Origin of the sequence: Vibrio sp. ECSMB14106, assembly GCF_000972265.1 — a bacterium.
In the GTDB taxonomy this organism is placed as follows: domain Bacteria; phylum Pseudomonadota; class Gammaproteobacteria; order Enterobacterales; family Vibrionaceae; genus Vibrio; species Vibrio kanaloae.
The window spans coordinates 62,005-87,440 of sequence record NZ_LAUM01000019.1; the positions used below are offsets into that span (position 1 = coordinate 62,005).

The 25,436-nt window shown below is 47.3% G+C and carries 10 protein-coding genes; 6 read left to right on the forward strand and 4 right to left on the reverse strand.

Annotation, left to right across the window (positions count from 1 at the left end; all coding sequences use genetic code 11):
- Positions 1 to 9: 9 nt before the first annotated feature.
- From WR49_RS13640 to hflX, 6 genes are all read left to right on the forward strand, one after another.
- A complete protein-coding gene (locus WR49_RS13640) occupies positions 10 to 1,455 on the forward strand; it encodes an ATP-binding protein (RefSeq protein WP_046224384.1) in 1,446 nt (481 codons plus the stop codon).
- 110 nt (positions 1,456 to 1,565) lie between these two features.
- Positions 1,566 to 2,813 (forward strand): ABC transporter substrate-binding protein, encoded by a 1,248-nt coding sequence (locus WR49_RS13645; RefSeq protein WP_046224385.1) that lies wholly within the window; start codon positions 1,566 to 1,568, stop codon positions 2,811 to 2,813.
- Positions 2,814 to 2,994: 181 nt separating this feature from the next.
- Positions 2,995 to 3,933 (forward strand): carbohydrate ABC transporter permease, encoded by a 939-nt coding sequence (locus WR49_RS13650; RefSeq protein ID WP_009848503.1) that lies wholly within the window; start codon positions 2,995 to 2,997, stop codon positions 3,931 to 3,933.
- Positions 3,930 to 4,787 carry a carbohydrate ABC transporter permease gene (locus tag WR49_RS13655; RefSeq protein WP_046224386.1) on the forward strand — a complete coding sequence of 286 codons (858 nt, stop codon included), beginning with the start codon at positions 3,930 to 3,932 and terminating at the stop codon, positions 4,785 to 4,787. Before WR49_RS13650 ends, WR49_RS13655 begins: the two co-directional genes overlap by 4 nt.
- Before the next feature lie 6 nt (positions 4,788 to 4,793).
- Positions 4,794 to 5,906: an ABC transporter ATP-binding protein gene (locus tag WR49_RS13660; protein WP_046224387.1), complete on the forward strand. Its 1,113-nt coding sequence runs from the start codon at positions 4,794 to 4,796 to the stop codon at positions 5,904 to 5,906.
- A 279-nt stretch (positions 5,907 to 6,185) separates the two neighbouring features.
- Positions 6,186 to 7,553: a GTPase HflX gene (gene hflX / locus WR49_RS13665; RefSeq protein WP_017056924.1), complete on the forward strand. Its 1,368-nt coding sequence runs from the start codon at positions 6,186 to 6,188 to the stop codon at positions 7,551 to 7,553.
- Positions 7,554 to 7,649: 96 nt separating this feature from the next.
- On the opposite strand, the gene pfaD is transcribed toward hflX, so the two are convergent.
- From pfaD to WR49_RS13685, 4 genes are read right to left on the reverse strand one after another with little or no spacing between them, the layout of a single operon-like run.
- Complete coding sequence (pfaD, locus tag WR49_RS13670) at positions 7,650 to 9,287, reverse strand: eicosapentaenoate synthase subunit PfaD (protein WP_046224388.1); 1,638 nt, start codon at positions 9,285 to 9,287, stop codon at positions 7,650 to 7,652.
- A 38-nt stretch (positions 9,288 to 9,325) separates the two neighbouring features.
- Positions 9,326 to 15,301 carry a hotdog fold thioesterase gene (locus WR49_RS13675; protein WP_046224389.1) on the reverse strand — a complete coding sequence of 1,992 codons (5,976 nt, stop codon included), beginning with the start codon at positions 15,299 to 15,301 and terminating at the stop codon, positions 9,326 to 9,328.
- Positions 15,298 to 17,346, reverse strand: a complete 2,049-nt coding sequence (locus tag WR49_RS13680; RefSeq protein ID WP_046224390.1) for a PfaB family protein — start codon at positions 17,344 to 17,346, stop codon at positions 15,298 to 15,300. Before WR49_RS13680 ends, WR49_RS13675 begins: the two co-directional genes overlap by 4 nt.
- The gene (locus tag WR49_RS13685; RefSeq protein ID WP_046224391.1) at positions 17,346 to 24,905 is read right to left on the reverse strand and encodes a type I polyketide synthase; all 7,560 of its coding nucleotides are present in this window, start codon (positions 24,903 to 24,905) and stop codon (positions 17,346 to 17,348) included. Before WR49_RS13685 ends, WR49_RS13680 begins: the two co-directional genes overlap by 1 nt.
- Positions 24,906 to 25,436: the final 531 nt, after the last annotated feature.

Consider the following 25,436-nt stretch of genomic DNA (forward strand, 5'->3'; position numbering starts at 1 on the left):
GTATTTCCTATGAACTGGATGAGTCGATTAAAACCAAACTCCTTGGTCGCAAGAACATTGCTACTGACCTTGTTAGCCGTGGTGATTGCTCAGGGGATCGCAACGTCTATTTGGTATAGCGAATCCAAACACAAAGAGTTGGAAGGGATTCGTTCGGCGTCGTCGAGTATGGCGAACATGTTTGCCTCGACGGTGACTTTCTTTCAGTCTCTACCCGTCAAATATCGTCATATCGTATTAGATCAGATCCGCAATATGGGCGGTACGCGCTTTTTCGTCTCTTTCAATAAAGAGGCGTTGATTGTCGAACCGATCCCTGATACCCGGTTAAAAACCGCTTCGATTGAAGCGATAGAAAGTGTTTTGAGTAGCAAGCTCAATAAAGTGGAATCAGTTCGTGTTGATTTCTCTCGCCCTGAACATCTTCGTTTGCTTAAAAATGACATTTACTTGAGCGATCTCCCGCGATCGTGGGCACATCACACATTAACCTTAGAGCCTCTTAATCCTCCTATTCTGGTTGTTCAGATAGAACTAGCCAGTCATGAATGGGTGTATATCGCCGCGTTGTTGCCTGCGCCTTACGTAAAGCTCGACGATACGATTCTCGGTCGTGAACAGGTGATCTTCTTAGTTTCCTCGACACTCATTCTTTTGGTTTTGACTTACTTGATGATTCGTCGCCAAGTGCGCCCTCTTAAAAAATTAGCAAGAGCGGCCAATGAGATGAGTATGGATATTCAGCAGCCGCCACTTAATGAAGAAGGGGCAACGGAACTGGTCACCGCGACTCGGGCCTTTAATCGTATGCAGCAACGTATTCGCCGCTATGTTGCTGACCGAGAACACCTTTTTTCAGCTATCTCCCATGACTTAAAGACTCCGATAACCCGTCTTAGGTTACGTGCTGAGTTATTGGAGAGTGAAGTAAAGAAAGATAAGTTCAATAAAGATCTCGATGAGCTTGAGATGATGGTGAAGGGCGCTTTGCAGGCGGTAAGAGACACCGACTTGCACGAAAATAATGCCGTTATTGATCTCAACGAGATGTTGCTCTCCGTGATTGAATTGCACAACCAACATCAAACCTTGGTTGAGTTTGAGCCCACTGTGGTTGAACCGCTAGTCGCCAAACCATTAGCCATTAAACGTGTGCTGACCAATCTTATCGATAATGCAGTCAAATATGGGACATCAGCTGAGGTCGATATCAGCAGTGATTCGGTGTGGGTCATTGTGACGATTCAGGATCACGGCAAAGGTATTCCTGAAGACAAATTAGAGTTGGTTTTCGAACCCTACTTTAGGCTTGCAACCGACGACCAAGGACACGGTTTAGGGCTCGGGATCTGTCGAAACATTCTGCATGGACATGGCGGAGATCTCATTATTCGCAACTCCTCTCAAGGTGGCCTAGAAGCCAAAGTCTATATACCAAGAGGCTTAGAAGTGTAATGTAACAATTGTGTTACATTTGGCTTACCTTTTGTTTCAATCCTAAAAATCAAAATAAGTAGACTCTTTATTGAACCGGACGTCGAGTCCGCTAAACATGGAAGATTATAATGAAAATCAATAAAACCCTACTTACTCTATCTCTTCTTGCTGCCTCAACATTTTCTCAAGCTGGTGAAGTGGAAGTGCTTCACTGGTGGACTGCCGGTGGCGAAGCGAAATCCGCTGCGGTACTGAAAGAGATGATTGAAGAACAAGGTCATACTTGGAAAGATTTCGCTGTTGCTGGTGGCGGCGGTGAAAGTGCGATGACTGTTTTGAAAACTCGAGCAGTGTCGGGCAATCCTCCATCTGCCGCGCAGATCAAAGGTCATGATATTCAAGAGTGGGGTGGTTTAGGTTTTCTAACGTCTCTCGATGCAACGGCGAAACAAGAAAAATGGGATGAGCTACTGCCAGAAGTTGTCACTAAAGTGATGAAGTGGGATGGCGAATATGTTGCAGTTCCTGTCAACGTTCACCGTGTTAACTGGCTTTGGGCTAACCCTGTTGTTTTAGAAAAATCAGGTGTGACGGTTCCAACGACATTAGATGAGTTCTTTGTTGCCGCGGACAAGATTAAAGCGGCTGGCTTCATTCCATTGGCTCACGGTGGTCAACCTTGGCAAGACGCGACCGTATTCGAAGCGGTGGCTCTTGATGTTCTAGGCAGTGAAGATTACAACAAAGCGTTCGTTGATCTGGATATGGACGTGTTATCTGGCGACAAAATGGTGGAAGTGTTCACCAAGTTCAAAAAGATGCGTGACTACATCGACAGCAACTCTCCAGGTCGTGATTGGAACGTAGCAACTTCAATGGTTATCAATGGCGAAGCCGCGATGCAGATCATGGGTGACTGGGCGAAAGGCGAATTTACTGCGGCAGGCAAAGTACCGGGTAAAGACTACATCTGTGCTCCGGCTCCAGGTACTGATGGTCAATTCACTTTCAACATCGATAGCTTTGCGTTCTTTGAGCTGAGTGACAAAGAGAACCAAGAAGCGCAGCAAGATTTAGCGAAAACCATTCTTACTAAAGATTTCCAAGAAGTCTTCAACCTTAACAAGGGTTCTATCCCTGTACGTCTAGATATGGACATGTCTAAGTTCGACCAATGTGCGTTGGATTCAATGGCTACCTTCAAAGCGAGTGCGGAATCTGGCGACCTTGTTCCAAGTATGGCTCATGGCCTAGCGACAACAAGCTACGCTCAAGGCGCTATCTATGACGTGGTAACCAACTTCTTCAACGAAAAAGATGCCGATCCAAAAGAAGCGGCGGCTAAGTTAGCGAAAGCAGTGAAGGCGGCTATCTAATCTAACTTGATAAGCGACACACAACGCACGTCAGTGACGGGTTGTGTTGCTTTACCAAACCCCCAGGGTAGGTAGGCTCGTAGGGAGCCTATCTACTCTTCACTCCCAATTCTGATATGCGTGATGCTGATGTGGTGCCGAAAGGTAAGCCATCGGCTCGATTGTGCAACAAGGATAAGTTATGGAGCATGTTTTGACTGAGTCGACTCCAAAACCCACAAGGAGCCAGCCTGCACCGAAACCGAGTTTTGCTGACAGGTTGCAACATTGGTTACCTAAAATAGTACTGGCGCCGACCGCGTTAGTGACCGTGGTGTGTATCTACGGCTATATATTTTGGACGGCAGCGCTGTCGTTCACTAACTCTCGATTTCTGCCAAGTTTTAACTTCGTTGGTTTAACCCAATATGAAAAGCTGATGGATAACGATCGCTGGATCACCTCAATCACCAACCTCGGTGTGTTTGGTTTTCTATTTATGGCGATTGCCATCTTACTTGGTGTTGGTTTAGCGGTATTGCTTGACCAGAACATCCGCCAAGAAGGGGCGATTCGTACTATCTATCTCTACCCAATGGCGTTGTCATTCATTGTGACAGGTACGGCGTGGAAATGGATTCTTAATCCAGGTCTTGGTATTGAAAAGCTGATGCAAGATTGGGGATTCACTGACTTCAAATTTGATTGGCTAGTCGACTCTGAAATGTCGGTGTATACCTTGGTTATCGCGGCACTTTGGCAGTCTTCAGGGTTTGTGATGGCGATGTTCTTAGCCGGTCTGCGTGGCATCGATTCATCAATCATCAAAGCGGCACAAATTGATGGAGCAAGCTTACCCACTATCTATCTCAAAATCATTCTGCCTTGCTTGCGCCCTGTGGTTTTCAGCGCGGTGATCATCACGTCACACATTGCGATTAAGAGCTTCGACCTTGTGACCGCAATGACGGCGGGTGGCCCGGGCTATTCATCGGATCTACCTGCACTATTCATGTACGCCCACTCTTTTACTCGTGGTCAAATCGGCCTTGGTGCTGCCAGTGCCATGATGATGCTTGCTGGTATTTTAGCGATTCTCGTGCCTTATCTTTACTCTGAACTTAGGGAGAAAAAGTCATGATGAATAACGTCAACTTTGCTCGAATCTTTATCTATTCAGCACTGCTTTTCTTCTGTTTAGTGTATCTAATGCCATTGTTCGTGATGGTGCTGACCTCATTCAAAACTCTGCCTGATATCAAGGCGGGTAATTTGATGAGCTTGCCGAAAGAGTGGGTGTACGATGCTTGGTATAAAGCGTGGGATACGGCTTGTACGGGCGTGAAATGTGAAGGAATCAAAGGCTACTTCTGGAACTCATTCCAAATGGTGATTCCTGCGGTTGCGATTTCAACATTGCTCGGTGCATTCAATGGTTATGTGGTGACGAAATGGCAATTTAGAGGTTCAAACCTGTTCTTTAGTTTGTTGCTTTTTGGCTGCTTTATTCCATTCCAAGTGGTGCTACTACCAATGGCAACCATGCTTGGCAAGATGGGTTTAGCGAACACCACGATTGGCTTGGTGATTGTCCACGTTATCTACGGCATGGCGTTTACCACACTGTTTTTCCGTAATTTCTACATTTCGATTCCCGATGAATTGATCAAGGCGGCAAAGCTCGATGGTGCTGGCTTCTTTACCATCTTCTTCAAGATCTTATTACCGATCTCAACGCCGATCATCATGGTGACGGTGATCTGGCAGTTCACCGCCATCTGGAATGATTTCTTGTTCGGGGTGGTTTACTCCGGCTCAGAAACTCAGCCGATCACCGTGGCATTAAACAACTTAGTCAACACCAGTACAGGCGTTAAAGAATACAACGTCGACATGGCTGCCGCGATCATCGCCGCACTGCCAACGCTGTTGGTGTATGTCTTCGCAGGAAAATATTTTGTTCGTGGCCTAACGGCAGGATCAGTAAAAGGATAATTACCCATGGCAACATTAGATTTAAAACAGATCCGTAAAACCTATCGCAACGCGGACAACGAAACGTTAAAGGGCATCGACATTAGTATCGATTCGGGGGAATTTTTGATACTTGTCGGCCCTTCGGGGTGTGGAAAATCCACTTTAATGAACACCATTGCTGGGTTAGAAAACATTAGCTCGGGTGAAATCGTGATTGATGGTATAGACGTTGCGCAGGTTGAACCTAAAGATCGCGACATTGCGATGGTATTCCAATCCTACGCGCTTTACCCAAACATGACGGTACGTGGCAATATCGCTTTCGGTCTGAAGATTCGCAAGATGCCTCAGGACGAGATCGATGCTGAAGTGAATCGAGTGGCAGAAATGCTGCAAATAGAACAGTTGCTTGATCGTAAGCCATCGCAGCTTTCTGGTGGTCAGCGTCAACGTGTCGCGATGGGCCGTGCTCTAGCTCGTCGCCCTAAGCTGTATCTGTTTGATGAGCCGCTTTCGAACTTGGATGCCAAGTTACGTGTTGAGATGCGTCATCAGATTAAGCGCTTGCACCAGAAGCTCAACACCACGATCGTTTATGTAACCCATGATCAGATCGAGGCAATGACACTGGCTGATCGCATCGCAGTAATGAAAGATGGTGAGCTACAGCAGCTCGGCACACCGCAAGAGATCTACACCAAACCCAACAATATGTTTGTGGCTGGCTTTATGGGTTCACCGTCAATGAACTTCATTAAAACCATGGTGGACTTGGATGAGGAACAGAATCCGATTATTAAAGTGGTCGGTACTGCAGATCAAGAACACCATATTCGTTTGCCACAAAGTATGCGTGACCAAGACGGCAAAGAGTTGGTGATTGGGCTGCGTCCAGAACACATTACTGAACAGGAAGGCGATGATGTTTCTTCCTCCACAAAGCTAGACTTACAGCTGGAGGTATTGGAACCGACAGGGCCAGATACCATCGCGATGGTCAAAGTGAATGACCAAGAAGTCGCGTGTCGATTATCGCCGGAATTTGAGGTGTCGGTGGGGCAAATGGCCCCACTGCATTTTGACCTATCCAAAGCCGTATTCTTCGATGCTCAAACCGAAGCGAGAATCGATTTCTAACTTCTAGTTGCTGAGTTAGTTTAACAATCAAAGTTCATGTGAAAACCAAAGGCAGTATCACCAACGAGTAATAAGTAAGGTGATGCTGCCTTTTTCGTTGTTTTAGCTGCTTTTTATTCCTCACAAAAACAGAGGGATAACCAAGTTAAATGCTTTAACAGCAATAATATCGCGATTTAGTATCTCTTAGCCCTATAAAGCTGACGTAGAACAGCGTAGGATCGACTCAACTTTAGACCAAATACTAGGTTGCACTTTGGTGCATAAACAGAAGAATACATGAAACTAACAGCAAAACCCTCAGCTAGTAACGCTTTACTTATTTCTATTACGACACCGGACTTCAAAGGTGACGAAGCAAAAGAGTCTCTTGCCGAACTTGCTCGCTTAGTAACAACCCTAGGGTTTAAAGTGGTTGGTACTCAATCGCAGCACCACAGTTCAGCTCAACGACAAAACGTGTTGGGTGCTGGTAAGCTTGCGGAAATTGCTCATCTAACCGGTTACCAAGGCTCGATTGAAGAAGCAGAAGATGAAGACTTCCTTGATGAATCAGGTCTATTTGATTCAGAAATCGACGAGCTAGATTTTGATGATCTTCCAACGGGCAATTTCCAATACGGCGCCGCTGATGTTGTGGTCTTTGACTGTGATTTAAGCCCATCTCAACTGCGTACTGTTGAGGCTAGTTTGGGTGTGGAAGTATTTGACCGTACTGGCATCATCATCGAAATCTTCAGCCGTCACGCTCGTACTCGTACTGCTCGCCTGCAAGTTGATATCGCTCGTCTAAACTACTTAGTGCCGCGACTTCGTGAAACGGCTGAGGGTGATAAAGAGCGTCAAATGGGTCAGGGCGCCGGTGAAACTTCACTAGAGCTAGACCGTCGTAACGTACGTGACCAAATTGCTGCGCTTAAGCGTGAGCTAGTAAGCGTACAAGATGAAATGAAGACCCGACGCACAAGGCGCGCGGAGCTTTTCACTGTTGCTTTAGTTGGCTACACCAATGCCGGTAAGTCTTCGATGATGCGTGCAATGACCGCAACCGAAGTGGTGGGTGAAGATAAACTGTTCGCAACGCTAGATACTACGGTTCGTGCACTTCAGCCGATTACTCAGCCACGTATCTTGGTTTCAGACACCGTTGGTTTCATCAAGAAATTGCCACACGATCTGGTTGCTTCGTTCCACTCAACACTAGCAGAAGCGCATGATGCTTCATTGCTGCTTTATGTCGTTGATGCTTCTGACGTTTCATTCCGCGCACAACTTGATGTGGTACACGACGTATTGGCACAAGTGGGTGTTGAAGGCAGCGAAAAACTATTAGTGCTGAATAAGTGCGATAGATTGACGGAAGAACAGCAATTAGAGCTGATCGAAGAATTCCCAGATGCGATGCTAACGTCGACTCGAGATCCTCTGGATATCACGAAACTGCACAAGTACATCGTTGGTGTTGCTGAAGAAGGCATGATCGAAGAAGAGATCACGATTCCTTATTCTGGACAAGGCATCATTGGTGAGATTCGCTCAAACATGAGTGTGGTTAAAGAAGAATACGATTACGAGTGTATTAAGTTGACCGTTCGCTCTAGTGAAATTGACTTAGCTCGACTGAAAAAGCGTATGCAGAAGTCTTAATCTTTTAGCTAGCTTAAGAAGAATGACCAAAAGAAAAGCGACCTGATAAGGTCGCTTTTTTTATTCGTTGAGTTAATTAAGTCTGTATTGAAATGACTATGCCATTCTTTGAGTCGGTTTCCAACGTGCTAGCTCTGGATCAAGCTTGATACCTTGTGAGGTAAGCAAGTTAACACGAGCCAAGTAAGCCGCACCGTGCATCAGGTGCTTAGCAAGGTCGACCGCATTACGCTGTTGGTAATCGTCTAAGTAGCTGTCTTTTGCCCATGCGTTGAATGCGCCAAGTGCAGGACCTGCCCATACTTGGTAATCCATTTCACGACCTTGTTCGCCGGTGTTTGACCAACGGCTAGAAAGACCCAAGTACCAACGGAAAATCAACGCCATCTTACGCTTCGGGTTGCCTTCCGCTCGTTCGATCTGTTTAGGGTCACGCTCGTTAAAGTGCGCCACAGTCCCTGCCCAAATATCATCCAGTGTTGAACGGAATACTTGCTTCTCTAGCTTTTGACGTTCTTCTACTGGAATCGCTTCAATCGAGTCATAACGTGTGTATAGCTCATACAGTTTGTTGGCTCGCATTGGGAACAAGGTGCCACGCTTAACCACTTGCAGTTTCACGCCCATTTCGAACATGTCTGCCGCCGGAGCCATAGTCACGTCAGCCATTTCAGTTGTCGAAAGCAGCTTACGAGTGTGTTCGCTCGCGCCAGCCTCAACACACGCTTGGTTGATTGAACCAGTAACAATGTATGCCGCACCCATGTTAAACGTCGCTAGAGCAGCGTCAGGCGTACCTACGCCACCACCACAACCGACACGTAGCGGTGTTTTGAATTGGTACTGAGCTTGGATTTGCTCTTTCAGGGCAAGAATCGTTGGTAGTAGAGTTACTAGCGGACGATTATCGGTGTGACCACCAGAATCGGCTTCTGCAGTAATGTCGTCCGCCATAGGAACAAGCTGTGCTAGCTCCATCTGTTCTGCTGTGATTCGGCCTTCATCAACCAAAGCTTGCAGCATTTTCACAGGAGCAGGCTGCATGAACTTACTTGCGACTTCAGTACGGCTTACCTTAGCAATAACCTTGTTGCCAATCTGAATATCACCTTGTGCATCGCGGCTAAGGCCAGCTGCACGGTAGTGAACGATTTGCGGTGTTAGACCTAAGAAGGCAGAAGCCTCAACCGTTTTTACTTTATGTTTCAAAAACAGCTCAACACTGCCGCGCTCTAGTGCGGGTTCGCTTGGGCTGTGAATCAGGTTAAACGCGTAAGGACCGTTTGGCAGTGCAGCTTGAATGCGGTTAATCGCTTGCTCAACACGAGACGGGATTAAACCCGCCGCGCCAAATGAACAAAGAATGCCAGCCTGACCAAGCGCAATCACTAACTCTTCAGATGAAATGCCGTTTGCCATTGCTCCTGCGTAGTAAGCGTATTTTACGCCGTGGCAGCGACGAAAATCTTCGTCGCCTAGGCTTTGTGTACCAAGAGCGGGAGCAAATGCGCTAACAGGTTGGCTGTTCGCAGAGCTTGCTGAATCGCCTGATGCAATCTCAGCTTGTTGGCTTACGCCTAGGCCTTTTTCTGGGTGGTTCACTACGTAACAAGCAAGGCTTAAATCTTTCAAGATTGTCGACATTGCTGTGTTATCGAAACGCGTTGTGTTCTCTTCGATCTGCCAAGGCCACGGAGATAGTTTTTCGTTATTGATTGTAGTTTGAGTTGTCATACTAAATTCTTTCCTAATTCTCTGTCTCTAATGGCGACTTATGCTTTCTTGATACCAGGAGCTTTATCGATAGCAGGGGCTTCTTCGATACAAATCGCGATGTCTTTCACTTCGTAAATACGCAGACCATCTTTGCTCAGGTTTGCGTCGCCAACGATGATGCGTTTGCCGTCTTCGTCTTTAATCGCAGTGATGTGTACATCCAGAGACATCTGTTTGTTCAGAGGGTTAATCTGACCACGGTATTTCCATTTCACTTCCGATTGGATTTGACCAAATTTCGGATTGCGGAAGCCAGCGCCAAGATCTTTGTTTAGCGCGTAGGTTTGCATCAGTTCGATGATCGCTTCGACACCTAGAGAACCTGGCATTACTGGATCTTGATGGAAGTGGAATTGGAAGAACCAATCACTAGGGTCGATCGTACGCTCAGCGTATAGGTAACCAAGGCCGTCTTTACCACCATCGCTTGTGATCTGCACGGTATCGATAAAGTTCAAACGACCGCCAGCCAATTTGTAGTGCTCTTGCACTTCACCAGTAACAGAAACAGGTGCATTGAAGTAACGAGTCGTTTTGTCTAGTAGGTTGATGTTTACATCCGGCGTGCGGTTGTTATCAACGTGCCAAGGGTGAGTCACTTTACCGTTGTCCAAACCAAGTTGATCTTTCAGTGCTGCGCCCTTGAAGTAACCAAATACCGCCGTACCTTGGTAGAAAGGCACGCCGTCAGTACTCAGTTCGAAGCTGAAGCTCTGTACGATGTTAGTGCCCATCATTACCGTTGAAAGTAGACGAGAATCGTTGGTAATTGTTTTGCCACGCAAGTCGACGTTACGTAGCATTTCGCCGCTGCCATCTAGGTTACGGAAAAACAGTTCTTCACCTGGGAAGCCCAATGTTGTTCCCATGTAGCCAGAGATAAAGCCGTTTGGCTGCAGTGAAATCTCCATCAATACCGAGTAAGGCATTAGGGTCTGGTGGCTGTTTTCATCAAAGTACCATGCGTTTTCTGGCACTTCGTACTCTGCGATACACGATGAAGGCTTCTTGAAGTCTCCACGCTTACCGTCGATCTCAACGACACGAGTGGTTAGCTGCAAGTCGCCACACGGAGTACGTGGTGGAATCATGCCACGGTAGATAGAGAAATCAGGACCGAAACATTTCTCGATATCGCCGGTTGCGAATTCGAACATGTGATATGGCGTGAATGGAACTGTATCGGGTGTGCGGTTCGGGTAATCTGGAGTCACCGGTGCTTCAACGTGTTGAAGAGGAATCACGCCTTTGTTTGGAGCTGTTTCTAGGTCTTCAATTTGTGCCATCAACGGCGCATTTGCTGAAGCCTGTTGACTAACGGCTGGTGTATGGCCCAATTTTTCGATAACAGGGGTCGCAACAGCTGTTTCTAAAGAAGGCAGGTAACGAGTACATTCGTCATCTTCTTTGATCATCACACCTAAGTTCTGGAAATCAACAATCACTTTACCGTCCAGCAAAATATCGATGTTGGCTTTCGCGTATGGGCGAGGGCTTAGACCAATCTCGGTCACTTCCATGCGGTAAGTCAGTTCTGCCGATTGCGGGAGAACTTGGCCACGACAACGTACTTGTTGAGGGGCATTTTCAAGCGGTTGGAAACGACCATTTTGAACAAGTGTGTGCATGCCAAGGTGCATCATGAAGAATTGCAGCAGTTGACCACAACCTTCTGCCATCAAAGAGCCAGCCATTACTGAGTCATCTTTGAAGTGACACGGGAAGTACCAGTGCTCAGGCTCTAACTGCTTGTGACCTTCAATCAGACCAAGTCCCCATGTGCCGCCTTGCGGTTCAACACGGCTAACCTTTTCGATCATCATGAACTTCTCTGAGCTGAAGCATAGAGAAGACTGGTGGCTATTGGATTGGTGAGTTGGGCCAAAACACTCTGTAATGTTAGCAGTCAGTAGATGACGTAATTCTTGGTGGTTAAACTGCGTTTTAGGGCAGTGCAGCATAGGGTCGAAGCGTTGCTTAGTTGCAAGTTTACGAGCCTTGATTTCATCTTCAGTGTGAATCACACCTTTGCCGTCTGCTAGCTCTTCATCAGTGAAGAAGCCCGCACAGCCGTTATCCATTTTCAGGATCATCTTGTCGCCAACGAAACACTCGTACGAGAAGAAGAACAGCAGCGTGTCGCCATTGCGAGCAAAGTTATTGATTGAGATATCGTAACGCAGCGTATCGCCACCACGAGGCAAGTCGCCAAGGAAGGTCAGCGTACAGTCAAGCAAGCGGTAAACACGCTCGCCTTTGTTTTCGAAATCAATGCCTAGGTAGCTGATCAGCATTAGATCGCATTGACCAGATTCTACCGCCACTGCCCAAGGGATCTGACCATCAACAAGATACGGCGCATCAACTGGGATGTCGTATTCGGTGGTCATGGTGCTTGGCTTGTACTCGTTGACTGTCGCGTTGAGCTTAGTCACACGAGATACCAATAGGTAGTCAGTGGTTGGTAAACGAACGCGGCGCGAGTAGCTATCGATGATCGCGTAGTCAGGGCCAAATACATTCGCAATATCACCTTCCGCGTATTCAACCAGATCATCGTAATCCCAGATACATGGCTTACGGATAGGTTTTACTGGTGCTGGCGTCGCAAGTACGTTGACTGGCGTTGACTGAACCTGAGTTGGTTGAGCTTGAACAGGCTGAGCTGGCGTTTGTTGACCATTCGTTTGTTGAGAAAGGGCATTGCTATCTAAACCAGACGTGACTGCGTTTAGCTGTGCTTTTAATAGCGCATCAGCCATTTGCATACCTTGGGCACGTGTGTGCAGGAATGCTTTGTGTACTTGCTGCGCCGCTTGCTGGTTTTGAGCAAAAGCTTGGTTTTGGCTTACCTGATCTTGGTTTAGATTTTGTAGCTGCTGTGAAGCTGCGTCGATTTGAGACGCGCCATTTTTAGCGGATAAGACATGAGTCATATTGCTGTGGTTACCTGTTAGCTGACTGTGGCGAGTTGGCGCCAGAGTAGGGGATACTGATGTAGGAGCTTCGATTACTGGCTCTGCCGCGTTTTGCGCTAGTGCTTTCTTCTCTAACTCTTTTTGCGCAAGGGCTGCTTGAATGCTTGCTGTCGTTGGAACCGACGCCACTCTTGCTGCTTGTTTACCAGAAGCTTTCTGTTGAATCGTTGCTAAGTTGGTTACTGGGGTTTCGGCAATATGTTGATAGATATCGCGACCACCAAGAGTCACTTGCTTAACTAATTGACGTTTAGTATCGCTCGCCAGTTCATTGCCTAAACGAACGGAAAGTGATTGAGATTCAATACTCGATTGGCTCAGTAACAGCTGCGAACATTGGCCTTCGCTGATGTTGGCAACAATCGCGTTCTTAGAGCGGACATTTGGATTCAGAGACTCAAGGTTCAAGTTGAGTAGACCGTGTAGCAGGCTTGCCATACCAGAGGCTGCAGAGCAGTGACCCACACGTTGACTCGCTTGAGTCGTTTTTGTGTTCGTGAAACTTAGAGACGAAGACTGATGTAATGAAGATTCAGGTGCATGGTTAAGCTCAAGCAGAGAAACATCGTTCGAGCTCATACCTACCTGAGTCAGTAATTCATCGGTAACGGCGTTGTTACGCTCGCTTGAACCAAAGGCTAAGACGTTGATACTGCCGTAAGCTGTCTCTTGGTTGCTCGCTACTCGACCTTCTTCCACAAGAACAATTGCACCTGCGCCTTCGCCGACATTCCAACTGCCGTCTTGCGGTTGTCCGAATTTTGGTGCAAGTGACACTGGGCTCACGCTGTTCTTCAGAATCACATGTTCTGCACTGCCGCTAAGGTCAACGGCTGCAATCACAACAGCATCCATGGATTCTTGCGACATGAGGTTTTGTGCGACATCGATACAACGAGCAACTGACTGTTCAGCGGCTGAAATCGTAAAGGCAGGGCCGTTAAAGTCCCACAATGAAGAGATACGCGAAGCCATGATATTGCCGATGAAACTGGTGTATTGGTTCAGCTTGGCTGCGTCCATCACACTGTCCATCGTGATGGTTTCTAGCGATTGGTATTCATCTTGTGTTAGCTCAATACCCATGTTGGCAAAGCTGTCAGCCAGTTGGCTATGCAGGTTTACGCGCCCACGGAATTGGTGCATCTCAAGCTCAGTTTCCATCGCAACGAGTACTGCAACCTTTTGGCCTGCTACAAGCTTGGCATCTTTGATCGCTTCGTCTGCAACTTTCATCAGTAGTAACTGCTGAGAGATCAAACGGTCATCTTCATTTGGCGGCACTTTGAAGCGTAGGAAATCGAGATCGAATTGGTCGATGTACGCGCCGTTTGGAATGCCGCGTAAACCAAACTGATTCAGTAGTTCTGGATGTTGGTCTAAGCCTTTCCAGCGTTTCTTAGGCAAAGCAATGAAAGCATCGTTGTTGGTCTCAATCGCAGTGCTTAGCGCATTGATGCTTTGCAGAGAACCGAAGTGAGACGCTAGACCAGTAATGCTTAAATTAGACGGTTGTAGGCTTGGAGATGCCGACTCTAAAGTCTGGGTTACATGATTGGTGTCTGAATACGCTTCAAGCAATAAGTGAGCGTTACAACCACCGAAACCAAATACAGAAACACCCGCGCAGTGCTCTGAGTTACCCGCTTTACTTGGCCAAGGTTGTACCTGCGTTGGCAGAGTCTGTGAGCCAAATAAACCTTCTGGCGACGATAGTGGCTTATCCAAGTTAATACTTGGTGGAAGCACTCCTTCTTTCATCGCAAAGATCATTTTCATGATCCCCGGCATACCCGCAGCAGTCAGTAAGTGACCGAGGTTGGACTTCGCAGAGCCAATCAATGGCGGGTTAGAACCATTCAATTTGTCAGTAAAGAAACGCTCCATTGAGGTTAACTCAACCTTGTCACCTAATGGCGTGCCGGTTGCGTGACACTCAATCACTTCAATGCTGTCTGGTGTTAGGTTTGATGCCTCGTAAGCGCGTTCAAAGGCTTGTACTTGTCCTTTGCTATTTGGGCTTAATACGAACTGGCCACGGCCATCGTTCGACAAGCCAATACCGCTGACGACTGCGTAAATGTTATCGCCATCACGCTCTGCATCAGCTAAGCGTTTTAGCACTAAAACACCGGCGCCTTCGCCAGCAAACAGACCTTTACTGTTGCAATCAAACGGAGCGGAGACACCATGATCTGGGTAAGCATGGAATATGGAGAACCCCATGTTGATAAAGAATGGGTCGGCACCTGATACCGCGCCTGCCAACATCATGTCGGCTTTGCCCGTGTTCAAGTAATCACACGCTAACTTCAATGAATATACTGAACTTGCACATGCCGCGTCTAGGCTCAGTTGTACGTTGCCTAAACCCAATGCATCAGCCACTAATTTAGAGGCGTTGTGTGCAGCTGCACCATTGATAGGGTTGAGGTTTTGCGCGGTTTCATTAGTTGGTAGCAGTGAAAACTGATCATTAGCCAATTTATCTTTAAGTGCTTTCTCGACCACCGAGTGATACATCGGCAGAAACAGATCGTTCGAACGTGTAGTTGGGAACGAAAGGGCACCCATGATCACACCTGTACGCTCTAAAATATCGGCATTCAGATCAATACCGGCGTCGACTAACGCCTTGCGACTGGTATCCAAAGCCCAAAGGAAACTCTGGTCAACACCGTTGAATGACTCGGTTGTTAAGCGGTAGCCATTGCTATCGAAATTGAAATTTTCGATGTAGCCGCCTTTATCACAGTAAAAGCGGTCCGATTCGCCTTGCACGCCCTGATAGCTTTCAGGTTTTGCACCTAACTTTTCAGCGCTTAATGTGGTTCGAGAATCTTTTTTGTTTAGCAAGTTTTGCCAAAAATCTTTCGGCGTATCAGCTTCAGGATATTGGTTAGCAATACCGACAATCGCGATCTTATTGCACTTCACTTGCTGTTTGTTCTGATCTTGAGCTTGATATTGAGATGGCTTCGATTGAGAACTCATACTAGCTCTCCTTGATGATTCACTGCGCTGCCTTGAGACACACCACTGAATTGCTTAGCGGCGGTGATCTGTTGTTCTAGCCCTTGAAGAAGTGGCTCGACAGACAGTGGGATTTGATGAGTAATGAGCTGACCAATGCACTTGATGAGCGTAACAACATCGTCACCACCCTTGGCATTGGAAGCGATTGTGCAGTACTGGTCGGCTACGTCGTCGCTACGATTGATCTTGTCGATCAATGTGCTGGTTTGACGATCGGCACCTACTTCGACAAACAGACGCGCACCTTGTTGACGTGCACTTTGGATCAACGCGGTGAAATCCAGCGTCGAACAAAAAGTGTCGGCAATCGAAAGGGCGATGCTGTCGCTGTCGATATTGATTGGTGCGCCAGTCGGTAGACCTGCTGCGCTGATAAAGCGGATATGCTTTGGCAATTCGTCGAACAGTGGTTGCGTGTAAAACTCACGCACTTGGCTATGTTGGCTCAATGCTGGTGTAGTGTGCATTGCGGTAACACGATTCGCGGCAATGCCACGTTTACCTAGTTTTTTGAGTAGTGCACGACAGGTGCTTTCACAACCGGCCAGTACGCAGGTGTCACCTTGTATGATAGCGAGATAAGCGCGTGGGAACTCTGGTAACAGAGCCTCAATCGCTTGCGCATCACTGCGAACCACAAAGCTATTCCATTGGATGCTTCCGTCGCCGTTCAGCTGCCAATCTTGACGCACTGCGGTGAGTTCGCCAGAAATAGCCGTGGTGAAGATAGGACTGGTTTGAGTCATCTCGATCAGCGCATGTGGTTTTTTCCAAACATTTAAGCTGGCCCACATGGAAGCTTCACCCTTGGAGTAACCCAAAGCGAAATCTGGCTGCACTTTGAATTCATCACATAGCAGTTGTGTTAACAGATAACTACTGCCCACACCTGCAATTGCCAGCTCACTGAGCGACATTTCTTGCGCGTCTTCAGCGTAGGTTTTGTCAGCCTGCAGCATCTCTTTCAAGTTACCTTCGCGTTCTAAACGAGCAAATAACTGTGGGAAATGGTGGTGAAACTCGCGCAACATGCCGGGATAAACCGTGCCAACACCAGGGTAAACAAATGCAACGCCACCTTTGCTTTGAGGCATCGGTGAGAAACAACTGCCTGCTGGCGTTTTGTACTGGCTATTGTCAGCCATTACTTTTGGCAACGCATTTTCTACCGCTGTGATCTCTTGCAATACAGCATCAATTGAAGCTGCCTGAATCACGATGTTCGCGGCAAGATCAACATTGTGTTGAACGTTTTGGAAATGGCTTAGGTTTGAATGCATCAAGCTGGCGATAGCAAGTTCACGGTCTGCCGATTCGCTAACGTATTTAAGCTCAGCTCTTAGTGAAGCTAGCTGAGAAACCAATTCAGCTTGTTCGTTGCCTGAAACCACAAACATCAAACGCTCGCTGGATAGCAAGGGTTTTGGTTCTTGCAAACCGGTCGCTTGAGTCAATATCAGGCTGGTGGCTTTTTGGCTATCGTCACTGAAAGTTAACGCAGCAACACGTGCTTTGTTCGGCTCAGTGAACCAGTAATGGTTAGGTAATGAATAGCTCGGCAATGAACGGCTCGATATCGCATTAACCATATTCAACAATTCATTAAACTGCTGCGAAGCAGAGAGTGCAGAATATTGTTGTTGATGGCTTAAATCTGTCGCGGGGCGGCGTGACATATCCAGAGATAGCTGAATGCTATCTCCGGTAGCTGTATCTACAAAGCCCGCCCAATTCGCGTGTGGATGAATCTTATTCTGTGCAGCATTCAGCGCACTCAGCATCAACAATGATGGTGAGTGAGAATCCAAACAAAGCTTAACAACATTACCTTGATTGACTGTCTCGATGGCGTGAGCAAGTGCTTGATTAAAATTGTCATCAACCACAACCGTTACTATCTCTGGAAGCGAAGGTAATAAGTCGGCAGAAAGCTCAGCCGCGTTTGCTGGCTGAGCTAAAAGAGCGATGCGCAATGGCATCGCTTTATTATTAGGAACAGTCACTATGGCAATTGCTCCTTTTCTGCGTTCTTAGTCGCCTCTTTCTTTGATACTGCAGAGCTAGACTTCGGCAAAAATGCGTCGTTTAAGCTCTTGCTGATGGTGACTTTTGCACCTTTCATTACCGCACTTAAACGACCATCTTGGTGGTAAAGCGAGATATCAGCTTGCAGAGAACGAGCTGAGCTTTTTATCACGTTCAGCTCTAGCCAACCTTGGTCACCATTGCGCATTGGTGCGTAACAAATAAACTCACCGATTGCAGACGGTAGGCTTGCCGCGCCGTATTTCAATCGAGCCCATACCAGCATTGCTTGCAACAGATAATCTTCAGCAAATGGCTGACTATCGCCAAAACCTTGCTTAGGAATAAATGATCCGCAGTCGCTGTTTTCAATCTGAGGCAACTGGCACTGAGCCAGTAAGCCTAAGTCGTCAAAGCGTTCAACTGAGGTAATACCTTGCAGTCTTGGTCCGTGAAACAGAGTGCCATCGCTGTATAGAGCTTGTGCCGTTGTTACAGGTGCTGAAGTGTTGGCTTCAAAGCGCTTTGTCGACGCTTGTTGAACATCTTCAGACACTTGCACAGAGGCAACTTGCAACTGAGCTTGATACTGTGGTCGTCCTTGGCAACTGATCGCTGCTTTTAGCTGACCTTTTGATTTAGCATCAGAGGAAAGAACCAGTTTCAGCTCTTGCACTTCATCAGTATCAAAAATCACACCTTTCAGCAGTTTGTAGTTGTGAACGTTAACGTTCACCCCTAACAGTTGCTCTGCCACTTCACGCATCCATTGGATGGCACACACTGTCGGTAACACTGGGTTACCGGCAATGCAGTGATCTTGAATGAAAGGCAATGCCTTTGGATCAAGATGACGTGTCACAGTGATGCTTGTATTCAGCGGACTCTTTGCAAGATGCACAGACTCCGCATTAAGCTTTTTTACAGCTGCTTCCTTGTTCTCAGAACCTTGCATGCTCGTACCAACCAGCAGTTGAATGCCAGTTTCGTTCAGCAGTTGAGAACTAAATAGTTCTGCACCTGCTTGAAGAGGAATAACGTACACGCCGCGCTCGGTGAACATACGTTTCAGTGCTGCGTTGACCATGCCACCGTCCCACGGTCCCCAGTTGAAGCTCATCACTTTCGCTTGAGGGTTGCGCGCAGATAGTTGTAGAGCCGCTTTGTTTAGGATCTCGTTAGACATCGAGTAGTCGCTTTGGCCTGTGTTTCCGTAGAAACCCGCCGCCGAAGAGAACATCGCAATCAGTTTTAGCTTGCTGCTATCAAGACCACCAAGAACGGCTTCTAATCCGCCTACTTTCGTGCCGTAAACCATGTTTAGTTCATCAAGCGTTTTGTCTTGAATGTGTTTGTCAGCCAGTACACCTGCGCCGTGGATAAGACCTGTAATGTCGTCGAAATTTGCCAGTGTTTTCGCTACTGACTCATGGTTCGAAACATCTAAGCTTAGGTATTCAGCGCTCGCGCCAATCTCGTTGAAAGCGGCAAGTGCTGCGTTGATTTCAAGGCTGCTCAATACAGGCTTTAGCAAGGAATCAACTTTCTTCGGCGTTGGTTTGTCACCTGTTGCTTGTAGGTGAGCGATAGCCGCTGGTTTTAGCTCTTTCTCTTGCTTGCCTTGTGCCCACTGAGGTAGCTCAGCTGAAGTAATATGCTTACTACGACCTGCAAGAATGAAGTGAGACTTACATTGTTTAGCAAGCGTCAGTGCACATTCAAACGTCACGCCTTTAGCGCCACCAGTTACGAGAACTTTGTCGCTCTTGGTGAGTTGAGCGCCTGTGTTTTTGGTTTGTGCAGTACCTGGTGTTGCCGCAATTAATGTTGCACGACCAGATTCACTGTTTTCCGCATGGCTAAGGCCGATTTCAACCGTGTTGGTATCGATATCGAATAGTTCGCCTGTGATTGCTTCAGCTAGGTGACGAGCATCAATCGAAGCGTCAGCATCCAATGCGCGGCAGAACACGTTTGACCATTCATGGCTCAGTGTCTTAGTTAGACCAGATAGAGCCGCTTGGTTAAGTTCTGCATTCGCTAATTGCTTAGTATCTAGGTAACCAAAGCCACCATCAATACGGCTCAGTGTGAAGAACACGCTACGACCAGAAACGGCATTCAGCTGACCATTTAGGTGCTTGGCGAATAAGAACGCTGTGGTTAGTGAAGCTCTTGAGTCTGCATTCAAGTTAACCGCTTGCTCGTTGCTTTGTTTCGTATCAACGATAGCTTGTAAATGAATGAAGCCAGCAATCACTTTGTTCGACGTTTTAAGGTCTGCTTCGATGTCGTTAATAACCGCAGTCACACCCGCATCATCGACGCTGTTGAGTGTGTAGCTTGCGATTTCACTGTTTAAAGGTGACGCGGCAGAAAGAGCACTACGCACTACAGCAACTTGAATGCCGTTAGCGGTCAACTTTTCTGCTAGAACACCGGCGTTGTGACCATCATCTGTGATCACGACACAAGCGTCTTTTGAGAAACAATCGACGAGTTTATCTGCCGCTGGTAGCTTTTTTAGCGCCACCTCATTGTGTGGAGGAAGTTCCGCTGTCGCTGTTTCTGCGATAGGCGTTACTGATTCAGCTTTAGCAGTCGCTACAGGTGCAGCAGCGGATAGCTTGCTTTGCATGTAAGTAACGATTTCACCAAGCGTACGACACTCAGCTAGATCTTCAGGGTTTAGCTCTGGCAATGTTGGTAGCTGGTCTTGAACTGTACCTAGGATCTCAACACGTTTGATTGAGTCGATGCCAAGGTCAGCTTCCATATCCATTGCTAGGTCTAGCATTTCTGTTGGGTAGCCAGTTTTATCCGCTACTACGCTCAGCATTGTGCCTTGAACTTGCTCGGCGTTTAAACCGTTTGAGACTGCTTGCGCTGGTGCAGATACTTGAGCTGCTGCTGGAGCAGAAGCCGGAAGCTTGCTGTTCATGTAGGCTACGATTTCGCCTAGAGTGCGACATTCAGCCAAGTCTTCAGGGTTTAGCTCTGGAAGAGTCGGTAGTTCGTCTTGAACCGTACCTAGAATTTCAACACGCTTGATTGAGTCGATACCAAGGTCAGCTTCCATGTCCATTGCAAGGTCTAGCATTTCAGTCGGGTAGCCCGTCTTCTCTGCGACTACTTCTAACATGGTTTTCTGAACGACAGCTGCATCTAGGCCATTGCTAGCTGTTGCTGGAGCAACTACTGCTGCTTGTGAAGACACGGGAGCAGAAGCTGGAAGCTTGCTGTTCATGTAAGCAACGATTTCGCCAAGAGTACGACACTCTGCTAAGTCTTCAGGATTTAGCTCTGGAAGAGTAGGCAGTTCATCTTGAACCGTACCAAGAATCTCAACACGTTTGATTGAGTCGATACCAAGGTCTGCTTCCATATCCATTTCTAGATCAAGCATTTCCGTTGGGTAACCTGTCTTCTCAGCAACCACTTCTAGCATGGTTTGTTGAACGACTTTCGCATCAAGACCGTTAGCGGCTTGAACAGTAGCAGTTGCGCTTGGCTGTGCTGCCACAGGCGCTGATGCTGGCATCTTGCTGTTCATGCTTTTACTGTTCATGTACTCGACGATTTCACCAAGAGTACGACACTCAGCTAAATCTTCAGGGTTCAGCTCAGGTAGGTTTGGCATTTCGTCTTGAACGGTACCAAGGATCTCTACGCGCTTGATCGAGTCGATACCAAGGTCTGCTTCCATGTCCATTTCTAGATCAAGCATCTCCGTTGGGTAACCCGTTTTCTCAGCGACCACTTCTAGCATCACTTTTTCAGCATCGGCTGATTGTACTGCTACTGGTGCAGCTACAGGAGCCGGTTGCGCTTTAACTGGCACAGGTTGAGCAGCAACAGGCGCTGCCGCTTGAGCCGCTACTTGTGGTGCAGGAGCTGCTTTCTGTACTGGCGTAACTTGAACAGACTGAGCTTGAACTGGCGCGGCTTGTACAGCAGTCGCTTGTACTTGAGCTAGAGGCTGTTGAACGATAGCTGCTGGAGTAGTAGTTGGAGTAGCTGGAGCTGGAGCTGGATCTTGAATCGTTGGTTGAGCATTTGCTGGCGCAACGAAGGTTGGTTGTGCCGTTTGTACTGAACCTTGCGTCAGCATATTAAGTGCTGAGTTGTTGCTGTGCGCTTGCATTTCTAGGTAACGAGCGTGAGCTTTTAGCGTTTCAGCTTGGTGCTGGTGGAACATCTCCATAGAACGCTGTAGGTTCCCAGGAATTGCTACGCCTGCTGTTGCCATTTTCGCTTGCTCAGACATTAGGGTGTTGAACGTGTCACCGTATTGCTGAGGAATTGCCAAGAATTGCTGATGTACTTCAGCTGCTTGTTGTTGAGCATTGAAGAACGACTGCAGTGAAGATTCATCAACCGCTACTTGAGCTGTTGGTTGACTAGTCGCCGGGGCTGTTTGAACCACTTGTGGCTGTTGAGCTGCTGTTACGACTTGTGCACTTGGTGCTGGAGCAACTGACTGTTGTACATTTGAAGCTTGAGGAGCAGCCACAGGTACTTCAACAATTTCTGTTTTAATCACTTCTTTTTCCACGATTTTCTCGACTTCAACTTTCACTTCAACAATCTCAGTCTTTTCGGTGACGTTGCCCGAAGCCAATGATTGATCCATTTTCTTACGAGTAGCAGGGCTGATGTAGTTGGTTGCATTCAGCTTGATGTTCATTGGTGATGCCTTTGCAGGTTCAGCAATGTCAGCTTGGTAAGGGTCAATGTTGTCTAATGAAACACCTGCCACGCACAGTTGAACCGCAGCTAAACGAAGCTGTTGGTCACTGTCGCCTTTAGGGCTTGGGTTGATACTGATTGCGTAAAGCTCTTCGTTCTTATCAGCCAATGTTTTCTCAACCAGCTTTTGAAGAATGTTCTTAGGACCGAACTCAACGAATACACGCGCACCGGCTTCATACATTGCTTCAATTTGCTCGCTGAAACGAACCGATTGCAGCATGTGTTGCTTGAACGCTTTCTTGATCGCTTTCGCGTCTTTGCTGTGCAGTTTGCCCGTTGCGTTTGAGTAAAGCGGTAGCGTTGGAGCGCTGAATGAAGCTTTATCAATTGCAGCAGCAAATGGTTTTTGAGCGTGAGCAACAAGCGGTGTGTGGAAAGCACCAGACACAGGCAGAGCAATCGCTTTGAAGCCTTGTTCAGTTAGCGCTTGTGCTGCTTGTTGAACCGTCGCCGTTGGACCTGCAATAACCAATTGAGTCGGAGCGTTGTAGTTGGCAATGCTCACACCTTCGAATTGGCTGATGCAGCTTTCAACGGCTGGAAGCTTGTCTGCGTCTAGGATGACTGCAAACATAGTACCGCTGTCGCCTTGTTCTGGTGTCGCCGCCATCGCATCGCCACGAGCGAAAGCTAGCTGGTAGTAATCGTCTTGCGAGATAACACCCGATGCACATAGTGCGCTTAGCTCACCAAAGCTGTGGCCTGCGACCATGTCGGCTTTGAAGCCAGCTTGAGTCATGATGTCGAACTGACCCATAGACACAGTACCAATCGCACTTTGCGCATTGGCCGTGTTGGTTAGCACCGCTTCTTGAGCTTTGGTTGCTTCTGGTGTGAAGGTTGGAATTGGGAACAGAATTTGCGACAGAGCCGTTTTCTTGTGTTGACCAAATACCTGATCCGCTTGAGCAAGCTGTTGACGCATCTCAGGGTAATGACAAGCAAGCTCGCGACCCATGTTTAGGTATTGCGAACCTTGACCTGCAAATAATGCAGCCACTTTACCAGCACCGTTTTCAGCAATCAGTGCTGATTCACGGTAGCTAGTACCGTTTGGCATCTGCCAATGTGTTTTGGTTTGGCTCTCAAGCATAGAAACCGCTTGAGTCAGTTGCGCTTGAAGGTCTGCTTGGTCAGTGACAACTAAACCAATACGAGCATGCTTAGCATCAACTTCGCGTAGAGCGTGTTGTTCAGCAAGCGCTTCCAGTTTGAACGCAGCGTCTGCAGCTTGAGTTGAAACCTGCTTGAGCTCATTGATCAGTGCTTGACGAGATTCTGCGCTGAATAACAGCGTTTGCGGCACTTGGCGCTGACGGTATTTGTCACCGCGAGCGTGCTCTGGTGTGTACTCTTCCAATACAACGTGGAAGTTAGTGCCACCAAAACCGAATGAGCTGATACCTGCACGGCGTGGTGTGCCGTCGACACGTTTCATCCAAGGACGCGTTTGTGTGTTTAGGTAGAACGGCGAGTTCTCGATATCCAGTTTAGGATTCGGAGCCGATACGTTGATCGTTGGCGGCAGTACTTTGTGGTGCAGTGCTAATGCAGCTTTGATTAAACCTGCAGTACCCGCGGTTGATTTGGTGTGACCAATTTGAGATTTCACAGAGCCTAACGCAATGTGTTGCTTCTCTTCATTGTTCTCACTGAATACCGAGTTTAAGCCTCCAAATTCAGCAACATCACCCGCTGCTGTACCTGTACCGTGCGCTTCTAATAGGCCAAGCGTGTGCGGTGCGAAACCAGCATCGTCGTAAGCACGTTTCAGTGCTTTTGCTTGTCCTTCAGGGCGAGGTGCGTAAATACTCTTGAATTTACCATCCGAAGAAGAACCGACACCTTTAATCACTGAGTAGATTCTGTCGCCATCGCGTTCTGCATCTTCTAAGCGCTTCAGAGCAACCATACCGATGCCTTCACCAATCATCATGCCTTTTGAGTCGATGTCGAAAGGTTGAATGGTTTCATTGGTGGTAAATGCAGGTGTTTTAGAGAAACTCATGTACATGGTTGGCGAGTTATCAGTACACACACCACCTGTGATCATCATTTCGCTGCGGCCTTCAACCAGCTCGCTCAGTGCCATGCGCATTGCGGCTAGAGAACCTGCACACGCAGCATCTACCACACAGTTGATGCCACCAAGGTCAAAGCGGTTAGCAATACGACCTGAAATTACGTTACCCAATGAACCAGGGAATGAGTTTTCTTCCCAGTGGATGTATTGGTCTTGGAACTTTTTGATCAGCATTTCGCTGTCTTCGTCGTTGATGCCACTGCTCTTGAAGACTTTTTTCAAAACAGGGTATTGAAGACGAGCATTCAGGCTTTGAGCAATCTTCTGACCACCACCCACACCCAACGTAATACCGATCTTGTCGCGATCGTAGCCTTCAGGCAGCTTGGCGTCTTCGAGTACTTCCTTTGCCACGATCAGAGAAAGTAGCTGTGAGGTATCAGTCAGTTCTAGGATATTTGGCGGAAGGCCGAACTCCATAGGATTGAAGTCTACTTCAGGGATGAAACCACCACGCTTGCAGTAAGACTTGTCTGGCGCAGTACGATCTGAATCGTAGTAATCTTCTGGACGCCAGTGCGTATCAGGTACTTCGGTAATGGCATCGATCTTTTCACTGATCAAATCCCAGAACTTGTTTAAGTAACGAGAGTTCGCAAACATGCTTGCCATACCAACGATAGCAATAGGCATGTCTTTAAGACGTTTATTAAGTCGAGTGTCGTCGACTGATTCCGGTGTATTTTTTTCGGGTTGGCTCATTATGAGTCTCCACTAGAAATCACAGAAAGTGATGTCGTGTTTTGATGCTGCGCTTTTAAAGCTATAGGAAGAAAATCTGAAGCAGATTTAGGGAAGCGCAGCTGAAAATTCAGGTTGCTGAGTGGCAGCAACCAGATAGAAGTTAGGCCTTCAAAGTGCGTTGACTTACGGAAATTGAGAACGTGTTTCATGCGCGGGAGAGGCATTCGAATGTGAGGGTAGTGTCCATTAAAATCCTGTCCAAAGTACTGCTTTTGTTAAAGCAGATATCCGCAATAAAAACATGTGAATTTGTTTAATGGTTGAGCAGGCTACCCGAGGTACGTAACCGATACAATGCTCCTAAAGGCCGCCACGATCTGTTCAGACCAGATGAATTGAGTGTGTTTTTGTTTTTTGTGTTTTAATTAAATTTAACCTGTTGATATTTAAGGGGTATAGGTGGTTTTTTAGTGTTTATACTCTATTTTATGGGTTGGTGAGATCTACGTCAGGTTTTTGTAAGTAATATTTAATAGGTAATTGTTCAGT

What these genes read in the sequence shown, in the direction of transcription:
- WR49_RS13685 (WP_046224391.1), bottom strand. Translation starts at nt 24,905, where the DNA reads ATGAGCCAACCCGAAAAAAATACACCGGAATCAGTCGACGACACTCGA.
- WR49_RS13640 (WP_046224384.1), top strand. Translation starts at nt 10, where the DNA reads ATGAACTGGATGAGTCGATTAAAACCAAACTCCTTGGTCGCAAGAACA.
- WR49_RS13660 (WP_046224387.1), top strand. Translation starts at nt 4,794, where the DNA reads ATGGCAACATTAGATTTAAAACAGATCCGTAAAACCTATCGCAACGCG.
- WR49_RS13655 (WP_046224386.1), top strand. Translation starts at nt 3,930, where the DNA reads ATGATGAATAACGTCAACTTTGCTCGAATCTTTATCTATTCAGCACTG.
- WR49_RS13675 (WP_046224389.1), bottom strand. Translation starts at nt 15,301, where the DNA reads ATGAGTTCTCAATCGAAGCCATCTCAATATCAAGCTCAAGATCAGAAC.
- WR49_RS13650 (WP_009848503.1), top strand. Translation starts at nt 2,995, where the DNA reads ATGGAGCATGTTTTGACTGAGTCGACTCCAAAACCCACAAGGAGCCAG.
- pfaD (WP_046224388.1), bottom strand. Translation starts at nt 9,287, where the DNA reads ATGACAACTCAAACTACAATCAATAACGAAAAACTATCTCCGTGGCCT.
- hflX (WP_017056924.1), top strand. Translation starts at nt 6,186, where the DNA reads ATGAAACTAACAGCAAAACCCTCAGCTAGTAACGCTTTACTTATTTCT.
- WR49_RS13645 (WP_046224385.1), top strand. Translation starts at nt 1,566, where the DNA reads ATGAAAATCAATAAAACCCTACTTACTCTATCTCTTCTTGCTGCCTCA.